The 20,179-nt window shown below is 68.2% G+C and carries 14 protein-coding genes and 1 tRNA gene; 7 read left to right on the plus strand and 8 right to left on the minus strand.

The window, feature by feature from the left end; genetic code table 11:
• The first annotated feature begins 157 nt into the window (after positions 1 to 157).
• Positions 158 to 724, plus strand: a complete 567-nt coding sequence (dcd, locus tag MLG_RS04265) for a dCTP deaminase (RefSeq protein ID WP_041717906.1) — start codon at positions 158 to 160, stop codon at positions 722 to 724.
• 31 nt (positions 725 to 755) lie between these two features.
• On the opposite strand, the gene arsC is transcribed toward dcd, so the two are convergent.
• The 3 genes from arsC to MLG_RS04280 form a co-directional block, all read right to left on the minus strand.
• Positions 756 to 1,103 (minus strand): arsenate reductase (glutaredoxin), encoded by a 348-nt coding sequence (arsC, locus tag MLG_RS04270; protein WP_198003240.1) that lies wholly within the window; start codon positions 1,101 to 1,103, stop codon positions 756 to 758.
• Between the two features lie 78 nt (positions 1,104 to 1,181).
• Positions 1,182 to 4,595: a hypothetical protein gene (locus tag MLG_RS04275; protein ID WP_011628576.1), complete on the minus strand. Its 3,414-nt coding sequence runs from the start codon at positions 4,593 to 4,595 to the stop codon at positions 1,182 to 1,184.
• The gene (locus MLG_RS04280; protein ID WP_011628577.1) at positions 4,592 to 5,878 is read right to left on the minus strand and encodes a metallophosphoesterase family protein; all 1,287 of its coding nucleotides are present in this window, start codon (positions 5,876 to 5,878) and stop codon (positions 4,592 to 4,594) included. The genes MLG_RS04275 and MLG_RS04280 overlap by 4 nt, the downstream gene beginning before the upstream one ends.
• Positions 5,879 to 6,078: 200 nt before the next feature.
• Here MLG_RS04280 and MLG_RS04285 point away from each other — a divergent pair, with 200 nt between their 5' ends.
• The 3 genes from MLG_RS04285 (at position 6,079) to MLG_RS04295 (ending at position 8,362) form a co-directional block, all read left to right on the plus strand.
• A complete protein-coding gene (locus MLG_RS04285; RefSeq protein ID WP_011628578.1) occupies positions 6,079 to 6,741 on the plus strand; it encodes a peroxiredoxin in 663 nt (220 codons plus the stop codon).
• A gap of 105 nt (positions 6,742 to 6,846) precedes the next feature.
• Positions 6,847 to 7,713 carry an MBL fold metallo-hydrolase gene (locus tag MLG_RS04290; RefSeq protein ID WP_011628579.1) on the plus strand — a complete coding sequence of 289 codons (867 nt, stop codon included), beginning with the start codon at positions 6,847 to 6,849 and terminating at the stop codon, positions 7,711 to 7,713.
• Positions 7,714 to 7,834: 121 nt separating this feature from the next.
• Positions 7,835 to 8,362, plus strand: a complete 528-nt coding sequence (locus tag MLG_RS04295) for a 6-pyruvoyl trahydropterin synthase family protein (RefSeq protein ID WP_011628580.1) — start codon at positions 7,835 to 7,837, stop codon at positions 8,360 to 8,362.
• A 10-nt stretch (positions 8,363 to 8,372) separates the two neighbouring features.
• On the opposite strand, the gene MLG_RS04300 is transcribed toward MLG_RS04295, so the two are convergent.
• The 3 genes from MLG_RS04300 to MLG_RS04310 form a co-directional block, all read right to left on the minus strand.
• Complete coding sequence (locus MLG_RS04300; RefSeq protein WP_011628581.1) at positions 8,373 to 11,444, minus strand: EAL domain-containing protein; 3,072 nt, start codon at positions 11,442 to 11,444, stop codon at positions 8,373 to 8,375.
• Positions 11,445 to 11,574: 130 nt separating this feature from the next.
• Positions 11,575 to 11,651 (minus strand) — tRNA-Pro (locus MLG_RS04305).
• Positions 11,652 to 11,667: 16 nt separating this feature from the next.
• The gene (locus MLG_RS04310; RefSeq protein ID WP_011628582.1) at positions 11,668 to 12,636 is read right to left on the minus strand and encodes a polyprenyl synthetase family protein; all 969 of its coding nucleotides are present in this window, start codon (positions 12,634 to 12,636) and stop codon (positions 11,668 to 11,670) included.
• A gap of 249 nt (positions 12,637 to 12,885) precedes the next feature.
• On the opposite strand from MLG_RS04310, the gene MLG_RS04315 reads away from it, so the two are divergent.
• A complete protein-coding gene (locus MLG_RS04315) occupies positions 12,886 to 13,311 on the plus strand; it encodes a universal stress protein (protein WP_011628583.1) in 426 nt (141 codons plus the stop codon).
• Between the two features lie 114 nt (positions 13,312 to 13,425).
• Positions 13,426 to 15,087 carry a BCCT family transporter gene (locus tag MLG_RS04320; RefSeq protein WP_049753647.1) on the plus strand — a complete coding sequence of 554 codons (1,662 nt, stop codon included), beginning with the start codon at positions 13,426 to 13,428 and terminating at the stop codon, positions 15,085 to 15,087.
• Between the two features lie 96 nt (positions 15,088 to 15,183).
• On the opposite strand, the gene MLG_RS04325 is transcribed toward MLG_RS04320, so the two are convergent.
• Together MLG_RS04325 and MLG_RS04330 are read right to left on the minus strand one after the other, a co-directional pair.
• Positions 15,184 to 15,906: a 3'-5' exonuclease gene (locus MLG_RS04325; protein WP_011628585.1), complete on the minus strand. Its 723-nt coding sequence runs from the start codon at positions 15,904 to 15,906 to the stop codon at positions 15,184 to 15,186.
• Positions 15,907 to 15,919: 13 nt separating this feature from the next.
• Positions 15,920 to 17,809: a putative nucleotidyltransferase substrate binding domain-containing protein gene (locus tag MLG_RS04330; protein WP_011628586.1), complete on the minus strand. Its 1,890-nt coding sequence runs from the start codon at positions 17,807 to 17,809 to the stop codon at positions 15,920 to 15,922.
• A gap of 275 nt (positions 17,810 to 18,084) precedes the next feature.
• Between MLG_RS04330 and MLG_RS04335 the strand changes: the two genes are divergently transcribed.
• Positions 18,085 to 20,178, plus strand: a complete 2,094-nt coding sequence (locus tag MLG_RS04335) for a type VI secretion system Vgr family protein (RefSeq protein ID WP_011628587.1) — start codon at positions 18,085 to 18,087, stop codon at positions 20,176 to 20,178.
• Position 20,179: the final 1 nt, after the last annotated feature.

The following is a 20,179-nucleotide window of genomic DNA, read 5'->3' on the forward strand; positions in this document are numbered from 1 at the left end:
GCCTGAACGCCGTGGCGACGCATTGGTGTGCGCCCGCTGTCGCTGCGGTGGCCGGGGTGGCAATTGGGTTGCCCCGGCGATCGGCATGTTCATGCGGCAATCGATCAACTTACCGGGTAGACTACGGACGGTTTCTATAGGCTGGAATTCAAGGCGCATGAGCATCAAGTCTGACAAATGGATCCGCCGCATGGCCGAGCAGGCCGGCATGATCGAGCCCTTTGAGCCGGGGCAGGTGCGGGAGGCGGGGGGTGAAAAGGTGATCTCCTACGGCACGTCCAGCTACGGCTATGACGTGCGCTGTTCGTCGCACTTCAAGATCTTCACCAACATCAACACAGCCATCGTCGACCCCAAGGCCTTCGACAGCCGCAGTTTCGTCGACGTGGAGTCGGACGTCTGCATCATCCCGCCCAACTCCTTTGCCCTGGCGCACACGGTGGAGTACTTCCGCATCCCGCGCAACGTGCTCACCATTTGCCTGGGCAAATCCACCTACGCCCGCTGCGGCATTATCGTCAACGTCACGCCGCTGGAGCCGGAGTGGGAGGGGCATGTGACCCTGGAGTTCTCCAACACCACCCCGCTGCCGGCAAAGATCTACGCCAACGAGGGGGTGGCGCAGATGCTGTTCCTGGAGTCCGACGAGGAGTGCGAGACCTCCTACAAGGACCGGGGCGGCAAGTACCAGGGCCAGCGCGGGGTGACCCTGCCGCGAGGCTGACGCGCAGCGGCCCGTGGCAGGGCCTCGCGCCTCAGGCGAGCAGCTCCAGCAGCCGTTCCGGCGGCCGGCCGATGACGGCGCCCCGGTCGCTGACGCCGATGGGGCGTTCCAGTAGCCGGGGATGTTCTGCGATGGCCTGGAGCAGGGTCTCGCGGTCCAGGCCCGGGTCGTCCAGTGCCAGTTCCTTGTACAGCTTCTCCTTGCGCCGCATCATGCCGCGCGGGTCATGGATGTCGAGCCGCTCCATCAGCGATGCCAGCTCGTCGGTGCCCGGCGGGGTCTTCAGGTATTGGATCACCTCCGGCTCCACGCCGTGGGCCTGCAGCAGTTTGAGCCCCTCGCGGGACTTGCTGCAGCGGGGGTTGTGGTAATAGCGCATGAGCGTCTCCTCCCGTAGTCCGGTTTCCATTTGTTCGCAATGGTTTGCCGCCGGCGCACAGCGGCCTCGGCCCAAGGCTCAGGCCAGTAGCGCCGCCTCCAGCCAGTCGATGATTTCAGCGTCGCGCCCGATCGCCTCCAGGGGCAGCTCCACCTTGGCCAGCGCGGCGCGATAGCGCTCGTCGCGCTCCAATCGGGGCTGCGGGTCCAGGTGGCCCTCCGCCTCCAGGTAGCTCTCCAGCTCCTCGAGCTTGGCCCGGCGGAAGCCTGAGACCTCGCCGGCACCCAGGGCCTCCAGCAGGGCCCGGGCATCGCCGTGGTGGGCGTCGTTGAGTTCGGCGACCCGTGGCATAAAGGTGTCGCTCACCGCCCCGCTGGCCTCCAGCACCGCCCGGGTGACCGGCCGGCCGCGACCCTGGCGCCAGGCCTGCAGCCAGTGGTGGGCCAGTTGCACGCGGCGCGAGAGCTGCTCGCGCAGTTCCGCTGGCAGGTGGTGTTTAAGGGCCGGGTCCTCCAGCAGCCGCTGCAACTCGCCGCTGTGGTGGACGCGGTAGTCGCGCAGCAGCCGGTGGAGGGTGTCGAGCCGGTCGCGCAACAGGTGAAAGAGGTGGATCTCGCCGGCCGGACGCCAGGGGTCGATGCCGGGCACCTGCAGGGCGCGGGCGTAGCTTTCGGCGGTGTGCCCGTCCGGGGCCGGGACCGGCTCCGCCTCCGGCAGTTGCAGGGCTTGGTCGGACAGTGCGGAACCGGTACCGCGCAGTTGGGCCAGTTCGATGCAGTGGGGCCGCTGGCCCAGGGCGAGCTCCCAGCGCCGGGCGTCCTCCGGCTGGGCGCTCAGGTAGAAGATCTGGCGGCCGGTCTCCAGTAGCGCTGCGAGGCTGCCGGCCACCGCCTGGAAGCGTTCCGGGTCGGTGGTGGTGAGGGCCTCGTCGAGGATCAGGGGTAGCGGCCGGGTCTGGCGCTCCAGTTGCTCCAGCCACGCCACTCGCAGGGCGATCAGCAGTTGCATGCGGGTGCCGGTGGAGAGGCGCTCCAGCGGCTGGGGCTGTTCGCTATGGTGGTCCATTGCCTGCAGTCGCTGGTCCGGGCCCAGGCGTAACCCATAGCGCTGGTGGGTGAAGCGGGCAAAGAGCCGGTCCGCCCGGGCCAGGGCCTCGGGGCGGTGGGCCTGTTCGTGCCGGCGGGCCACGCGCTCCAGCAGGAACCGGGCCGCGGCCGCGGATAGGGCCTGTTCGCGCTCTCCGGCCAGCGCCTCGCGCGCCTCCTCGCGCTGGGCCAGGGCCTCCTCCAGGTCGTGGCGCTGGCGGGTCTGTTCCAGGCGGGTGCGGATGCCGGCGCGCTCCTCGCGCAGCGGCTCCAGCCGTCCGGCGGCCTCGGCGGCGTCCTCAGCGGCGCGGCGCAGGGCGGGCTCATCGCCGGCCTCCAGCCACTCGATGATGTCGGGGTCGGCCTGCCCCTCCAGGTCCTCACGGCGCAGCCGGTAATTGCTCCGTGCGGCCTCCAGGGCCTGCCGGCAGGCCTGCCACTCAGGGAGCTGGTCGATGCGTTCCAGCAGGGTGGCCCGCTGGTCGGGTTGCAGGCCGGCGTCGTGGTAGAGCTGGTCGAGCTGCCGGCGGGTATCCCGAAGCTGGCGCTCCAATTCCCGGATCAGTCGAGTGGCGTTGTCCGCCTGCTGGCGGGCACGCTCGGCGGCCTCGCAGCGTTGCCGCAGGTCGTCCAGGGCGGCGCCCAGTGCCTCGCTGCGCTCCTCGCGCGGGGCGGTGTGCCAGGTCGCCAGGAAGTGGTGCAGGGTGTCGCGCAGGGTGTCGAGTTCCTGGGCCTGGCGGTCCAGTACGGCCTCCTGGGCGGCCTGTTGTTCGCGGGCCTCCTGATGGCGGCTCAGCAGGCGGACGGCGCGGTCGAAGGCCAGCGGCAGTTCCGCGTCCAGGCCCAGGGCGGCGGCATGCCGGTGGAGGGCCTGCTCCGCCTCAGCCTGTTCTGTGCGCGCCCGGCCCCTTTGCGCGTGGAGTTGGTCGGCCTCCTGGCGCCGCTGCTGAAGGCTTCGGGCCTGGTGCCAGGCCTGTTCCAGCTCATCCAGGCGTTGCCGGACGGCGGCCTCCTCCCAGACCTCCGGGGCGGGGAGCGGCAGTTCAGTAAACCGGGTCTCGCTCTCGCGCCGGTCCCGGCGGCGCCCCATTGCCACGGCACTGGCACCGAGGCCGGCGAGCACCACCAGGCTGCTGGCCACGGTGGGCCAGTGGCCAAGGGTGAGCCCCAGTGCCGCGGTACCCGCGCCGCCCAGCCCGGTCAGCCCGAGGCCCAGCCAGTGCAGCGGCCGCGGGGCAGGCTGGCGCAGCCAGCGGCGCAGTTCATGGCAGCCCCGTTCCAGTGGCGCGGGGTCGAAGGGCTCAGCGTTGGGCTCCAGGGTTGCCAGGCGGGCGTCCAGCGCCTGGAGGCGTTCCCGTGCCGCGTGGGCCTCGTGGGCCAGCCGCTCCAGGCCGGCCAGCTCCTCCGGGGAGAGCGCCGGTTGCGCCCGGTCGTCGTCGGGGCCGCGGCCCAGGGCGCGGGCCGCCTGGGCCGCGGCCCGGCGGGTGGCAGCCAGTTGCTCGTGGGTATGGCGGACCTGTTCCTCCAGCCGGGTGAGCCGACGGGCCTGCTCGCCGGCGGCTTGCAGCTCCGCCGGTGGCGGGCCGCCATCCGCCAGACCGGTCGCCTGCCGGTCGGCCTCCGCCCGGGCCTGGTCGTCGCGGGCGCTGGCCAGGGCGCGTGCCAGTTCCGCCTCCTGCTGCTCCAGGGTCTCCAGCCGGTCGCGGGTCAGGCCGACGGGCATGGGATCGGGATAGCGGGCCAGGCGATCCTCCTGGTGGCGCAGTTCCCGCGCGGCGTCGAGGGCCAGCAAGGCCTGCTCACAGGCCTGCCGGCGTTCCCGGGCCCGTTGCGCCTCGGCCACGGCCTCGCTGAGTTCCGGCAGTCGGGCCTCGTCGCTGGCCAGCGCCTGGTGTTCGCGCTCCACCCGGCGCAGGGCCTGCTGGCGCTGTTGCAGTTCCCGGGCGGCGATGCGCCCCCGCTGGGCGGACAGGCTGAACGGCTGACTCTCCCGCAGGGCCTGCAGGTCGTAGCCGCCCTGCATCTCGCGGCGCAGGGTGGCCTCGGCGGCCTGGTCCTCGCGGGTGGTTTCGAGCAGGCGGTCGAGCCCGATCCAGTAATAGCCGAGCCCCTCGGCGCCGGGCAGGGGTGGGGGCGCGCAGGGTTCGCCGTCGCAGCGCCAGTGGATGTCGCGGCCCAGCCGATCCACCTGCCATTGCCGCTCTCCCTCGCTGAAGGTGGCCGACAGCACCAGGTTGGCGGGGTCGTCGGTGCGGGTCTCCATCAGATGGCGCAGGGCCCGCACCACGCTGCTCTTGCCGGAGGCGTTGGGCCCCAGCAGCAGGTTGATCCGCGGGTCCAGCCCCTCCAGGTCGAATCCGGGGTGGATGCCGGGCAGTTGCCGAATGTGCAGGCTCTCGAGCTTCATGCGTCCGCCGCCTTCTGCGCGAGCAGAGCATCCAGGGCGGCCGTGCCGGCCTGCCACAGGCGGTCGGCCACGGCCCGATCATCCAGGGGGACGGGCGCCAGGTCCTGCCAGTGCTTGTGGCGGCACTCCGCCTCCAGGGCCTCCCGCGCCTCAGCAACCAGATTGCGGTACTCCGGATCGTCCGGGCCGGCGCGCAGGGCGAGCAGCTGGGCGGCCAGCAACCCCGCCGGGCTTGCCTCCCGGGCCAGGTGGCTCAGGTCGATTTCGGGGAGGGTCTCCAGGTGCAGGCGGTTGACGAAGACATCGGGCGGGCCGGGTAGCAGGGGGCTGTCCCGCAACTCATCGGCCAGCCGGTCGCGGACGGTGCCGCCTTGATCGACGCGCCCGGTGAGGCGGACCTGCAGGCCGACCAGCCGGGGTTGCCAGGCCTCGCCCTGCAGCCTCGCCTGCAGCGCCCGGACCTGCTCCAGCAGGCGGGTGCGACCATCTGCCGCATCGTTGAGGCCGCTCAGGTCGACAGCCAGTTCGTACCATTGCAGAGGCGCCAGCGGCCACTGCCGGAGTTCGGTGATGCCGCGACCATCCAGGCGGTAGAGCCAAGGCCCGCGTGGCCCGATCTCCGTGCGGCGCAGGGCGGTGACCGAGCCCAGGTAGCCGGAGGGGTGCCCGGGGTCCAGCGGGTCGGGCCGGTGGATGTGGCCCAGTAGCCAGGCGTCCAGCCCGGCGCGTTCCAATTCGCCGGAGCTGACCGGGGCGTAGGGGCTGTCGGCCTGGTCGCGGTCACAGTGGAGCAGGCCGAGCTGCGGGCAGGACGCCGGCGGGAAGCGGTGATCGGCCAGCGGACTCAGTGCGCGCCGGGCCTCGACGAATGACCAGCCATGGACGATGGCTTCGGTGCCGTCGCGGCCACACAGCCGGGCCGCCTGCCAGCTACCGTCGGCGCCGAGCAGTTCGAAACCGGGCAGCTCCCGGGCCAGCCGGGGCAGCACGGCGGTGTCATGGTTGCCGCTGACTCCGAGCACGCGGATACCGGCCTCAACCAAGCGCCGGACCCCGGTATGGAGCAGGCCGTAGGCCTCGAAGAAGTCCTGCTCCTGCTCTACCACGTCACCGGCAAAGAGCACCGCATCCACCGGCTGGCGGATGGCCGCATCCACCAGCCGTTGCCACGCTGCTGCGGGACCCAGGCGCGCCGGGTCATGTTGCTCGACGACCGCCTGGGGCAGCCCGGCGGGGCGGCGGCCCAGGTGCAGATCGCCCACGGCGAGGATCTCGAGCGTCATGCCTGCGTGTTCCTCCATAAGGACCGATGGGTATTGTACAGGGGGCGACGCCGGTGCGAGACAAAGGGCATATGCTTATAACTGGAACGGCTATAATCTATCACCGTCTTCGGCAGGTTCTATTGGCCAGAATGGTTTTAAATCTATAACATTCGGAAACGTTGATACGGAACGACTGTCGCTAACCAAGAGAGGTCGACATGACTGAAGAAGTGAATGAACAGCAAGAGCCCGTCCTCGCCATGCCGCAGCTGAACAAGCCGGCCCCGGACTTCGAGGCGCAGACGACCCACGGCCCGAAGAAGCTCAGCGACTACCGCGGCAAGTGGGTGGTGTTGTTCTCCCACCCGGCGGACTTCACCCCGGTCTGCACCACCGAGTTCATGGCCTTCGCCCAGCGGTCCGAGGACTTCAAGGCCCTGAATACCGAGCTGCTGGGGCTGTCCATTGATGGCATCCATGCCCACGTTGCCTGGGTCCGCAACATCAAGGAGAACTTTGGCGTCGAGATCAACTTCCCGATCATCGCCGACCTGAACATGAAGGTCGCCAATGCCTACGGGATGGTGCAGCCGGGTGCCAGCGACACCTCCGCGGTGCGTGCCACCTTCTTCATCGATCCCGAGGGCATCCTTCGGGCCATGATCTACTACCCGATGACCAACGGCCGCTCCATCGACGAGGCCCTGCGCCTGGTCAAGAGCCTGCAGACCTCGCAGGAGCACGGCGTGGCCACCCCCGAGGCCTGGCAGCCGGGTGATCCGGTGATCGTGCCGCCGCCGGCGACCGTCGAGGAGGCTGAGGCGCGCAAGGATCAGGGCTACGATTACGTGGACTGGTACTTCTGCAAGAAGACCCTGTAATCGGTCCAGAGGCCTCCGCGTCATAGCAGTATGAGATGACGTTGATGGGTCCAGCCGGGGTGCCACTGCGGTATCCCGGCCTTTTTTATATGGGAGGAGCGCATCATGCAGACCCCCCTGGTGGAACCTTTCTTCGACGACGATACCCACACCTATAGCTATGTGGTGCAGGACCCGGACAGCCGGCATTGTGCCGTTGTCGACAGCGTGCTGGACTACGATCCGGCCTCCGGGCGCACCAGCTATGCCGGTGCGGATCGCATCATCGCCTACGTCCGGGAGCACGGCCTGCAGGTGGACTGGATCCTGGAGACCCACGTGCATGCCGATCACCTGTCGGCGGCGCCCTATCTGCGCCAGGCCTTGGGCGGCCAGATGGGCATCGGCGAGAACATCCGCATCGTGCAGGATGTCTTTGGCAAGCTGTTCAACGCCGGGCCGGACTTCCCGCGGGACGGCAGCCAGTTCGATCGGCTGTTCAGCGAGGGTGACACCTTTTCCATTGGCGGCCTGGAGGGCCGGGTGTTGCACACCCCGGGCCATACCCCGGCCTGCCTGACCTACGTGATCGGCGACGCCGCCTTCGTCGGCGACACCATCTTTATGCCCGACTTCGGCACGGCGCGGTGCGACTTCCCGGGCGGGGACGCGCGGGCGCTGTACCGCTCCATCCAGAAGATCTTCGCGCTCCCGGATGAGACGCGCCTGTTCATGTGCCACGACTACGGCGCCCCGGGCCGGGATGAGTACCAGTACATGACTACGGTGGGCGAGGAGCGCCGGCACAACGTGCACGTGGGTGAGGGGATCAGCGAGGACGAGTTTGTGGCCATGCGCACGGCGCGGGACGCCGAGCTCGGCATGCCGCGGCTGATCCTGCCCTCGGTCCAGGTCAACATGCGCGCCGGTGAGATGCCGCCTGCGGAGGACAACGGGACGGTCTACCTGAAGATCCCGGTCAACAAGGTCTGAACCGGGGCCGGTCTGCACTGCCGGTGGCGGACCGTCCGTCGTCGGCGGCCTCCGGCGGGCGGGTGGCGATGGTACACTGTGCGGTCATCCCAGCCGCTCAGACTCGTTACGGAGCCCTTGCGTGAGCAGTTTCACCGTCACCCGTCGCGTCGAGATCGACGCCGCCCACCGGATCCCCGACCACGGCTCGCGCTGCCGGCACCTGCACGGCCACCGCTATGTGGTCGAAGCGGCCTGCGGCAACCCCAGCCTGCAGGAGGCCGGCGAGGAGCGGGGCATGGTGCTGGACTTCGGCTTTCTCAAGGAGGAGATGCTGGCGGTCATCGACGCGCCCTGTGACCACGGCCTGCTGTTGTCGGTGGATGATCACGTCATGCTGGCCCTGCTGGCCGGCGGCAGCGACCGGCCCGAGGCGTGGCTGGAGGGCTTACGTGAGCGGGTGGCCGGGCAGGGGTACGCCGAGGGCCGGGACCCGGCGCTGGGCGGCAAGCTCTACCTGGTGCCCGGGCCGCCCACCGCCGAGGTGCTGGCCCGGCACTGGTACGAGCGCCTGGCCCCCCGGGTCCATGCTCGCAGCCGCGGCAACGCGGCCTTGCTGGCCGTCACGGTCTGGGAGACCCCCAACTGCTGGGCGCGCTACCAGCCCTGATGAACTCGGCTTATGCCAGCGGGGCCGGGGCGCCGAACAGGTAGCCCTGGTAGCGGTGGCAGCCGTGGGCGGCGAGCCGGGTACGCTGGGTCTCGGTCTCCACCCCTTCGGCGATGACGTGCAGGGACAGGCTCCGGGCCAGCCCGATGATGGAGCCGACAATGGCGTCCGCCGCCGGTGCCTGCTCCAGGGACTGGACGAAGGACTGGTCGATCTTCAGCTCATCCAGAGGCAGCCGTTGGAGATAGGCCAGGGAGGAAAACCCGGTGCCGAAGTCGTCCAGCGAGAAGTGCACGCCCAGGGCGCGCAGCCGCTCCATGGTCGCGCAGACCTGATCCGGCTCCTCCATCAGCAGGCTCTCAGTGACCTCCAGCTTCAGCCGCTCCGCCGGCGCGCCGGTGGTTTCCAGGGCCTCGCGGACGGCCGCCACCAGGTCGTCGTGGCGGAACTGCACACTGCTGATGTTGACCGACAGCGTCAGCGCCCGGGTGGCCGGGTCCCGGGCCCAGGCAGCCAATTGCCGGGCGGCGGCCTGCAGCAGCCAGCGGCCCAGGGGGATGATCAGCCGGCTTTGCTCGGCGATGGGGATGAAAACGCCCGGCCCGATGGGCCCCTGCTCCGGGTGCGGCCAACGCAGCAGCGCCTCGTACCCCAGGATGTCACCGTCCGGCCCCACCTGGGGCTGGAAGTGCAGGGTCAGGCCGCCGTCATGGACCGCGCGCCGCAGGCCCCGCTCCAAGTGCACCCGGCGCAGCATGTCCGCCTGCATCAGCGGGTCGAAGAAGCAGATGGCGTTACGTCCGCTTTGCTTTGCCTGGTGCATGGCCTGTTCGGCCTCTTGAACGGCCACCTCCGGTTTGGTCTCGTGGTTGCGGAAGAGCGTGATCCCGATGCTTGCGTGCAAATGGATAGGTTCGCCATCCATCACCAGTGGCGCCTCAAGCTGTTTAATCAGTGCCTCTGCCGCCGCCTCCGCGCCGCGGGCGGCGGCCTGGGTCTCCTCCGCCAGGTCGGTGAGCAGGACCAGAAAGTCATCGGCGTTGAGCCGGGCGAGGGTGTCGCTCTCGCGGATCGAGTTGGACAGGCGGCCACTCAGGGCCTGTAGCAGCCGGTCCCCCGTGCCATGCCCATGGGCATCGTTCACCGCCTTGAAGTGATCCAGGTCCAGGTACAGCAGCGCGCCCTGGCGGCGGCTGCGGTGATTGCCGCGCAGGCAATGTGCCAGGCGTTCCAAGAGCAGCCGTCGGTTGGGCAGCCCGGTGAGCGTGTCGTAAAAAGCCAGCCGGTGGACCTGGCGCTCGGCCTCCTTGCGGTCGCTGATATCGTGCAGGGTCGCCACGTAGTGGGTGATCTCACCGCTGTCGTCCCGCACGGCGGTGATGGTCTGCCACTCGGGGAATATCTCGCCGTTCTTGCGGCGGTTCCAGATCTCCCCCTCCCAGCTCCCGTGCTCCCGCACCTGTGCCCACATCCGCTGGTAGAAGCGCTCGTCGTGTCGCCCGGAGCTGAGCAGGCGGGGCGTTTGGCCCAGTACCTCGGCCTGTTGGTAACCGGTGATCCGGCAAAAGGTGTCGTTCACCCGCTGGATGCGGCCTTCGGCATCGGTGATCATCATGCCCAGATGGGTTTCGAAGGCGGCCGCCGCGATCCGCAGTTCCGCCTCCGTGGTCCGTGCTTCGGTGATGTCGCGGACCTGGGCCAGCGCCCCAAGGTACTGGTTATCGGCACCGCGCACCGGGCGCACGACAGTGGTGAAGGTCCGTTCCGTCCCGCCGAGCGTCAGCGTGTAGTCATACTGCACCGGGTCCTCACCGGCGGCGAGCCGCGCCAGGGCGTCTTTCAGGGGGGTGCTGAGCGGCTCCGGTAACACCGTCCGAAAGTGCTTGCCAAGGGCCTGTTCCGCGGGGAGCAGCAGTTTTTCCGGCTCGTCGGCATGAATGTGGATGAACCGGCCCTCTCTGTCGAACATGAACAGCAGATCCGGCATGGCGTCGACCAAGGCCCGCAGACGGGCCTCGCGGGACTGGAGCGCCTCCTGCGTCGCCTCCCGCCCGCGCACCTCGAGGCGCAGGGCGCGCTCCAGGCTCCGGCGGTGCAGGTAATGGGCCAGCAGTGCTGTCCCCAGCAGGGCGGCGAGGGCAACCCCCAGGCCCATGGCCCAGGCCCGCTGACGCCAACCGCCGAGGGCCACGTCAATCGCCTCGCCGGAGATGACCACGAAGGGGAGGGCATTGACCCGTCGGGCGGTGTAGATGCGTTCCACCCCATCCACCGGGGAGCGCATGCGGATCCGGGCGGTGGCATGCCCCTGCTCGAGGAAGGCTGTTAGCTCCGGGGTCTCGACGGGCGTGCTGACCGGCACGGAGGCGCCGTCGCTGTCACGGTCCGGGTAACGGGCGACTAGCTGCAGGTCTCTGTCCAGCACCGTGATGCTCTCACCTCGGGAGAGGGTGGTGCGATGCAGGGCCTCCGAGAAGATGGCCGGATCCAGTTGGATGGCCACCAGGTTGGCGGTCGGGTCCGGTGCCCGGGAGATGCGCCGGAGGTGCATCAGATAGTGCCGGTCATCCAGGGGTGATCGGTAGAGGGAGGTGATCAGCTCGTGCAGGGTGGGATCGGCGCGGAACGCCGAGAGAAAGGCCGTGTCGCCCAGGTCTGTGCCCCGGGCCATGTCCTCCCGGGTGCTATTGAGCACCGTCCCGTCGTGGCGGAGGATGGCCAGCTCATTGAGGATCGGCAGACTGTCCCGGCGCAGGCGTAGGAAGCCGTCCAGCGCTTCGTCGCCCAGGTGATAGGGGATCATACGCTCTGGCGTCTCAGGGGCCAGGATGTGGGCGATGCCCGCCAGGGTGTGCTCGCTGACCAGTAGGCTGCTGCGGACCCACTCCGCCACCATGTCCACCCGCGCCTGGGTCCGGTCCGCGGCCAGAGCGATATCGCGCTGGTATTGATCGTGCAGCAGCCAGACCACGACCAGCAGCAGGGTGAGAACGGCGCCCAGGTACCAGCCGACAGCCCGGCGGCGGACCACCGGATAGGCAAGCTCTGCGGGGGGGTGATCGGTATCGCGATGGCCCGACATGGAATCCCCTGTTCAGTACGAGGGCGTAGTTTAGCAGGTGGGATCGGCTGCCGGCCGGATGCGTCCCGAGGCCGAGTGGCCCGTAACGAAAAGCGGCGGACCCGCTGCCGGATCCGCCGCTCTCTGATGCTGGTCGGGGTGACTGGATTCGAACCAGCGACTCCTGCCTCCCGAAGACAGTGCTCTACCAAGCTGAGCTACACCCCGATGGTCTGCTTGCCGGCTAGAAGGTGCGGGCCACGCTGAAGCGGGCCAGCGCCTCTAGGGCTTGCTTCCACTCGGAATCGGGCAGGTGGGCCAGGCGATTCACGGCCTCTTCCGCTTCGTCCCGAGCGAGGCGCTGAGTATAAGGAATGGCACCGGTGTTTTCAATGGCCTGTTGCACGGCGGCAATGCGCGATATGCCCCCCTCGCTGATCGCCTCCCGGATGACCTGGCGCTCCTCGGCACTGCCGCGGGCCATGGCGTAGATCAGCGGCATGGTGGGCTTGCCTTCCGCCAGGTCGTCGCCGATGTTCTTACCGATCTCCTCCGCCTTGCCCGCGTAATCGAGGGCGTCGTCCACCAACTGGTAGGCGGTGCCCAGGTGCAGGCCGTAGGCGGCCAGGTGGTCGGTTTGCGCCTGCGGCAGCCCGGCAATGGTCCCGCCCAGGCAACAGGCGGCCTCAAACAACGAAGCGGTCTTGCGGTAAATGACGTCGCGGTAGCGGGCCTCGGAGACGTCCGGGTCGTGGCAGTTGAGCAGCTGCATCACCTCGCCCTCGGCGATGGTGTTGGTGGTGCGGGCCATCACCTGCATGATCGGCAGCAGACCCACCTCCACCATCATCTCGAAGGCGCGGGTGTAGAGGAAGTCGCCCACCAGCACGGCGGCCTCGTTGCCCCAGATGCTGTTGGCGGTGTCCTGGCCGCGGCGGAGGGTGGATTCGTCGACCACATCGTCGTGCAGCAGGGTGGCGGTATGGATGAATTCGACCACCGCGGCCAGCTTGATATGGTGCTCGCCGCGGTAACCGGCCGCGCGGGCCGCCAGCAGCACCAGTAGCGGACGCAGGCGCTTGCCGCCGCTGTTGACGATGTAGTGGCCCATCTGGTCGATGAGCACGACTTCGGAACTCAGGCGCTCCTGGATCAGGCGGTTTACGGCGGCCATGTCGTCGGCTGCCAGATTCCGTATTGCGTCGATGTCCATCAAGCGGCGGTTCCGAAAGGTGAATGGCCACGCATGCTAGGGTGGTGTCGCGGGGGTGTCAAGGCAGTTGACATCCGGGCCGCTGCCAGGGCCGTGGCCGGGCCAGGGATGAGCGCCGGACCGGCACTATTCTGATAAGGCCGTTACCGGCCCGTGTTGTTTCTTCAGGGGCCTCTTCTATGTTTAAGATTGTTATACAAGACTTTTAGGGTTTTTTCGCCCATCAATGTTTATGGGGGGCATTCAGGTATGTATCACCGCATCATGGTCCCGGTGGACCTGGCCCACCTGGGGGCGCTGGAGCGCACCTTGCAGGTGTCTGCTGACATGGCGAAACACTTCGGCGCCGAGGTCTGTTACGTGAGTGTGACCCCAGGTACGCCGGGGCGGGTGGCCCGGTCGCCGGCGGAGTACGAGCAGAAGCTCAAGGCCTTCGCCGAAGAGCAGGGCAAGCGGCATGGCCGGCCGGTGAGCACCAAGGTGTATGTCAGCGCCGATCCGGTTGCCGACTTGGACGATCTGTTGGTCAAGGCGGTGGACGAGGTGGGCGTCGACCTGGTCATCATGGGCACGCACCTGCCGCGGAAACTCGATGTCATCATGCCGTCCCACGGCGGCAAGGTGGCGCGGCAAACCGATGTGTCGGTGTTCCTGGTCCGTCCACCTCGCGGGTGAACCCCGCCACCGTACTGCACACTGCGTCGTCAGCAACACGGAGGCCTACCTGTGGCTAAAGATAATGAACCGCAACCGTCTGACAACCAGCAATCAATCACCAACTCCGGCGAGATGGCCTCTGTGGGCGTGCCTGCGCCCGAGGGGCCGGCCAACCTGATCGACACCGATTATGTCATTGGCCAGGACAACATCACCGGCCAGATCCGGCTCAACCTGGACATTCACGGCAAGGTCTTTGCCATCTCCGCGCTGGTCACCGTGTTTTTTGTGGTCCTCACCCTGGCCCTGCAGGACGAGGTGGCGCCGCTGTTCGAGGCCACCCGTGTCTGGCTCACCAGTAATCTCGCTTGGTTCTTCCTGCTCGCCGGCAACATCTTTGTGCTGGTCTGTCTCGCCCTGATCTTCTCGCCACTGGGCCGGGTCCGTATCGGGGGGGCGGAGGCGACACCCGATTTCTCCTACCTCGGCTGGTTCTCCATGCTCTTCGCCGCGGGTATGGGCATAGGGCTGATGTTCTTCGCCGTCTCCGAGCCCATCAGTCACTTCGGCACTGCCATGGGCGGCATCGCCCTGGAGGACGGGGCTCGCACCGACTGGGCGCCGCTGGGGGCCGCCGAGGGGAATACCGAGGCGGCGATCCGGCTGGGGATGGCAGCGACCATCTTCCACTGGGGCCTGCACCCGTGGGCGATCTACGCCGTGGTGGCCCTGGCACTGGCCATCTTCGCCTACAATAAGGGGCTGCCGCTGACCGTGCGCTCCATCTTCTACCCCCTGCTCGGTGAGCGCGTCTGGGGTTGGCCGGGGCACCTCATCGACATGTTGGCGGTCTTTGCGACCCTGTTCGGCCTGGCCACCTCCCTGGGGCTGGGCGCACAGCAGGCCTCCGCAGGGCTCAGCCACCTGTTCGGAATCCCTGAGGGCAACCTGACCATGGTGCTGCTGATCCTGGGGATCACGGCCGTGGCCATCGTCTCGATCGTGGCGGGGGTGGACAAGGGCGTTAAGCGTCTCTCCGAGATCAACATGTTCGTCGCGGGCCTGTTGATGTTCTTCGTCATCTTCGTCGGGCCGACACTCCTGATATTTACCGGGGTGTTCCAGAACCTGATGGCCTACCTGGTCAACCTGCCGGCGCTGTCCATGCCCTTCGGGCGCGAGGACAGCAACTTCACCGAGGGCTGGACGGCCTTCTACTGGGCCTGGTGGATCAGCTGGTCACCCTTTGTCGGCATGTTCATCGCCCGCGTGAGCCGCGGTCGCTCGGTCCGTGAGTTCCTGATCGCGGTCCTGCTGGTGCCGTCCATGGTCTCCGTGCTTTGGATGACCGCCTTTGGTGCCACCGCCATCGATCAGGTGGTCAACCAGGGCTTTGAGGGCGTGCGCGAGGCGGCACTGGAACTCCAGCTCTTCGTCATGCTCGGCGAACTGCCGTTGGCGCAGATCACCTCGTTCGTGGGCATCTTGTTGGTGGTGGTCTTCTTCATTACCTCGTCCGATTCCGGTTCGCTGGTGATCGACACCATCACCTCCGGTGGCAAGGTGGATGCGCCCAAGCCGCAGCGGGTGTTCTGGGCCATCATCGAGGGGCTGATCGCCATCGCCCTGCTGATCGGTGGCGGGCTGGCGGCCCTGCAGGCCATGGCCATCTCCACCGGTCTGCCCTTCACGCTGGTCCTGCTGGTGGGCTGCTATGCCATCTTCAAGGGCCTGATGTCCGAGCCCCGGGGTCTCCCGGAGCCGGAGGAGGGGCAGAAGGAGCCCAGCCGGTAAACGGGCTGGGGCCTGCTTGCAGGCCTGTCTGTCAGGGGCGGCCCGCCACCGGCGGGTCGCCCCTTTTTAATGAGCGAGGGGCGGCCATAGGGCCTGTCAGCACCAGAGCTGGCCGAGCGACGTCTCCGGCGAGTAGAGCCGGCCGACCTGTGCCTGAAACAGCTCGGCCGTGGCCAGGGCGTCGTTCACCGCATGGTGCGAGTGGTAGGCCGGTAGGCCGTAGCGCAGGCGGCTGTCGTGCAGCCGGATAGGCACCGGATTCTGGCCGAGGAACCGTTTCAGCCGCGACCAGCCCGACTGCCGGTGCCGTCGCGCCTCCAGCTCCATGGTGTCGATCACCGGGAACAGGAGGCCCTCGCCCACGCGGGCGCGCACGGCTGTGTCCAGAAAGGGGCGTTCAATATTGCGGTAGTGGACCACCGGCTGTCGACCGGCCAAGGCCTCCAGCAGCTCATCCAACACCTCCGAAAGATCGGGTGCGTTGGCCAGGTCCGAGTGGGTGATGCCGTGCAGGGTGATGGATTCGCTGAGCAGCGGGCGGGGTGGCTGCAGCAACCAGTGGCGGCGGTCGGGTAGCCGGATGCGCTGCAGGTCGAAGGGCACCAAGCCAATACTGACGATGGCATGGCGGTCCGGATCGAGACCGGTGGTCTCCATGTCCAGCGCCACCAGGGGGGCCTCGCCGATTGGCGTATTCGGCGTCAGGTCCCAGCCCTGAAAGTAGCGTTGCAGCCGCGGATCGCGGGCCTGTCTGGCTCGATCGGCCAAGTAGGCTGGCCACTGTGTGGCCGGGGTGGTGTTTCGTCGCCAAGAGAGCATACGGCGGCCTGGACTAGGGCATGGGGTAGCGGAAACGCAGGAAGCGCTGGGCATTGCTCAGGACCTGGAAGGCGTCCTTGAGGTTGTGGCGCTCGGTGTCGGAGAGGTTCTCCGGCTCGATGTAATTGTCCGGCGGACGATCGTTCTGGATGTCGGCCACCTGATGCCGGATGCGCACCATGGACATGAACTCGAAGGCGTAGCGCAGCTTCTCGCCCACCCCCTTGGGCAGCAGCGTCGTCTTGCTGATGTCGTCTAACCGATCAAAGGTGTTCTGGGCGGTGGAGCCGCAGGCGAGGGCGTGCACCCGCACCAGGTCCACCATGGGGGCCGTACCCCGTCCCTTGAGATTGATGATGTTGTTCTGTTTGCCGTCCTTCTCCATCACGAAATCGCGCCAGAAGCCCAGCGGCGGCGTGCGGTTGAGGGCGTTACGGGCGAGGGCGGCGAGAAAGCGACTATGGCGCGGTGCAAGATTGGCGGCGAGGTCCTGCAGCTGCTCGACGAACACCTCCTCGCCATAGCAGCTCTCCAGATCGAAGAAGATCGAGCTGTGCAGCAGCCGCTCCGGCGTGGGCTGCAGGATCCAGTCGCGAAAGTACTCCTTCCACACTCGCAGCGGCTGGCGCCACTGGGGGTTGGTGGCCATGATGCCGCCCTTGCAATAGGTATAGCCCAGCTCCGCCAAACCGTCGGAGACCTGTTTGGCCAGCTCGGCGAAGTAGTCGTCGTGTTGCTCCGGGTCGAATCGGTCGTCCAGGATCAGCGCGTTGTCCTGGTCGGTGACGATGGTCTGCTCGTGCCGGGCCATGGAGCCCAGGACCATAAAGCAGTAGGGCACCGGCGGCGGACCCAGGGCCTCCTCGGCCAGCTCCAGCAGGCGGCGGGTGAAGCTGCGGCCGATGGTGGACTGGGCGCTGCCAATCATCTGTGAGTTGGCGCCCTCACGTTCCATGCCGACGAAGGTGTCGCGGGCGTCGCGGCGCAGGCGGATCAGGTGCTTGACGCTGCGCGCCCGGTAGATGCTGTCCACCAGGTAGAGGCTGCTGTGGGTCTCGTGGCGGAGGATGTCCGACAGGTGCAGCAGGCCGACCGGCCGGCGGCGGTGGAGCACCGGTAGGTGGTGGATGTTATTGCGCAGCATGCTCAGGGTGGCTTCCTGCACGGTCTCATCCGACTGGATGGTGATCAGGTCACGGCTGGCCACCTCGCCCACCGGCGTCTCCGGCGGCAGCCCCTCCGCCACCACCCGGTTGCGAAAGTCGCTGTCGGTGACCAGGCCCACCAGCCGCCGTCGCTCCCCGCCACGCTCCACGGTCAACTGCTCCGGGTCATCGTCGGGCGCTCCCAGGACAAGCACCGAGGGGTTCTGGCTGTCTCGTATGAGCCGGGCCGCCTCCTGCACCGGGGTGGACTCATTCAGCATCAGCGGGCTGCGGGTAATCAGCTTGCGTACCCGGGTGGTGAGGCTGGCGTGATCGAACGTCTTCTCGACCGTGGTCTCAAGCCGCGGTTTCTCCAGTTCCACGAAATCGGCAAACTGTTCGTCCGCCTCGCACAGACGGTCGAAGGTGGTGCGCGGGATGTAATAGATCAGGGTGTCTTCGATGGCCTTGGCCGGAAAGCGTACCCGTTGGTTTCGCAGCAGGGCGAAATGGCCGAAGATATCCCCCTCGCTCAGGCGGTCGTAGAGGGTGCCGTTACGGCGGTAGATATCCACCGCCCCGCTGCGGATGTAGTGCAGGTCGTTGATCTCCTGGTCCAGCTTGAGGATATCGGTGCCGGACTTGAAGTAGGCCACCTCCACCGTATCCGCCACCGCGTCGAGCAGCTCGTCCGACAGGGCATCGAAGGGGGGAAAGCGGGCCAGGTGCTGTCTGACTTCCAGCGATTCGATATCCATACGCCGCCTGCCTCACCCGCGGAAATCGGTAAGGAATCCAGTTTGCAGTGGTGCCAGGGAGACTGTAAAGCGCCGTGCGCCGGCGTGCAGCGATCCGGGCAACGCAATCAGGATGCGGATCTGCTGCCGGTGACGGAGGCGGTTGTGTCGACAGCTCAACGCTCATCCCAATGCGTCAGCAGGAAGGGGAGATGCCGGGCGGTCGATGCCTTGACAAGCCAAAAGGCACCCCCCTAGGCTAATCGACTACGGATTCCCATGCCAACGGACTGGCCATGCCTACGGACAACGGACTGTACCTCGCCCTCTCGCGCCCCGGCGTGGCGGAGGCCGACCTGCCCCGGGTCACCGGGTTCACCCTGGATGAGCACCTCTCCCGGCCCTTCACCCTGACCCTGGACCTGGTCCACCCCTCACCCGATCTCGCCCCCGACGACTGGCTTGAGCAGGGCCTGGCCCTGGTGATCCATCAGGCCGGCCGCGTCACCCGCCGGGTCCACGGCGTGGTCACCGAGTTCCAGCGCGGCCGCACCGGCGCCCGGCGCACCGCCTACCAGCTGGTCGTCCGCCCCGCCCTCTGGCGGCTCTCCCTGCGCCGAAACTGCCGCATCTTCCAGCACGCCTGCCTGCTGGATGTCCTCCACACCCTGCTTTCGGAACATGGCATCACCGACGCCGCCTTCGCCGTCCGCCACCGCCCCGAGACCCGCGAGTACCTGGTGCAGTACCGGGAGAGCGACCTGGCCTTTGTCCAGCGGCTTGCCGCCGAGTTGGGCATCGTCTACTTCCACGAGTTCGACGACACCCCCGAGGGCGGCCACCGCCCGGTGTTCACCGATACCCATCGGGGGTTGGGGCATGCGGGCGAATGGGTCTACCGCCCCCGCGCCGGCGGCGTAGCCGAGGCCCGCCATGTGCACACCCTGCGCGAGGCCCACCGGGTGCGCGCGCAGCGCGCCACCCTGGAGGATCGCCATTTCCGCACCCCCCGGCGGCGGCTGATCCACGCCCATGAGGCGGAGGGGGCCGAGTCGGGCGCCACCCCCTACGAGCACTACGACCACCCCGGCCGGTTTAAGAGCGAGGCCAGCGGCCGGGCCTTCACCCGGGTCCGGCTCGGCCAGTTGCGTGCCGACGCCCACACCGCCGAGGCCGAGAGCGATATCGCCGAGCTGCGCCCCGGCGTGCGCTTCACCCTGGATGGCCACGACGCCGGCGAACGGCGCCGGGACTGGCAGGTGGTCGGCGCCCGCCACACCGCCCGCCAGCCCGCCGCGCTGGAAGAGGACGCGATCCTGCTGGCCGCCGAGGGGCAGGGCGAGAACGAGGCAGGCGTGGCCCGGCTGAACAACCGGCTCACCCTCGTGCCCGCCGACACCGACTGGCGCCCGCCCCACGACCCGGACGCCGGCCCGCGCATGGAGGGCCCGCAGATCGCCCGGGTGGTGGGCCCCGAGGGGGAGGCGATCCACTGCGATGAGCACGGCCGGGTCAAGGTCCGTTTCCCCTGGGACCGCTACGCCGCCGATGACGAGCACGCCAGCGCCTGGCTGCGCGTCGCCCAGCCCTGGGCCGGGCCCGGCTACGGCGGGCTGTTCCTGCCCCGGGTGGGCCATGCGGTGATCGTCGACTTCATGGCCGGCGATCCGGATCAGCCGGTGATCACCGGCCGGGTCTACGATGGCCACAACACCCCGCCCTATCCGCTGCCCGAGCACAAGACCCGCAGCGTGCTGCGCAGCCGCAGCCAGGACGGTGAGGGCTACAACGAACTGCACTTCGAGGATGCCCGCGAGGCCGAGCGCATCCACCTGCACGCCCAGCGCGATCTCGACCTGCACACCCGCAACGACCGCTCCGAGACCATCGGCCGGCACAGCCACCTGGGCGTCCACGGCGACCGGCTCGCGGAGATCCACGGCGACGAGCACCTCACCGTGCAGGGCGAGCGGCGCGAGCGCACCGGTGGGGATCAGCATCTCAGCGTGGAGGGCACCCTGCATCTCAAAGCCGGTGAGGCCTGGCTAAGCGAATGCGGCCGGGAACTGCACGTCAAGTCGGGGCACAAGGCGGTCATCGACGCCGGCGCCGAGATCACCCTCCAGGCGGGCGGCAGTTTCATCAAGGTCGATCCCTCGGGCATCACCCTCAGCGGCCCCGGCATCCGCATGAACTCCGGTGGTCGCCCGGGCTCGGGATCGGGCCAACGCACGGCAACGCCCCTGTTGCCCGGGCGGGTCATGGCGGCGGAGGCCGATGGCTCCGCTAAGCCGGGACCTTCGGCGGTGCTCAAGCAGAGGTTCCTCCTGCACCAGGCCGCCCAGTCCGGGGCGGGCCTGTGCGAGGTATGTAGCGGCAAGGGAGAATAGC

Source organism: Alkalilimnicola ehrlichii MLHE-1 (assembly GCF_000014785.1).
GTDB lineage: Bacteria > Pseudomonadota > Gammaproteobacteria > Nitrococcales > Halorhodospiraceae > Alkalilimnicola > Alkalilimnicola ehrlichii.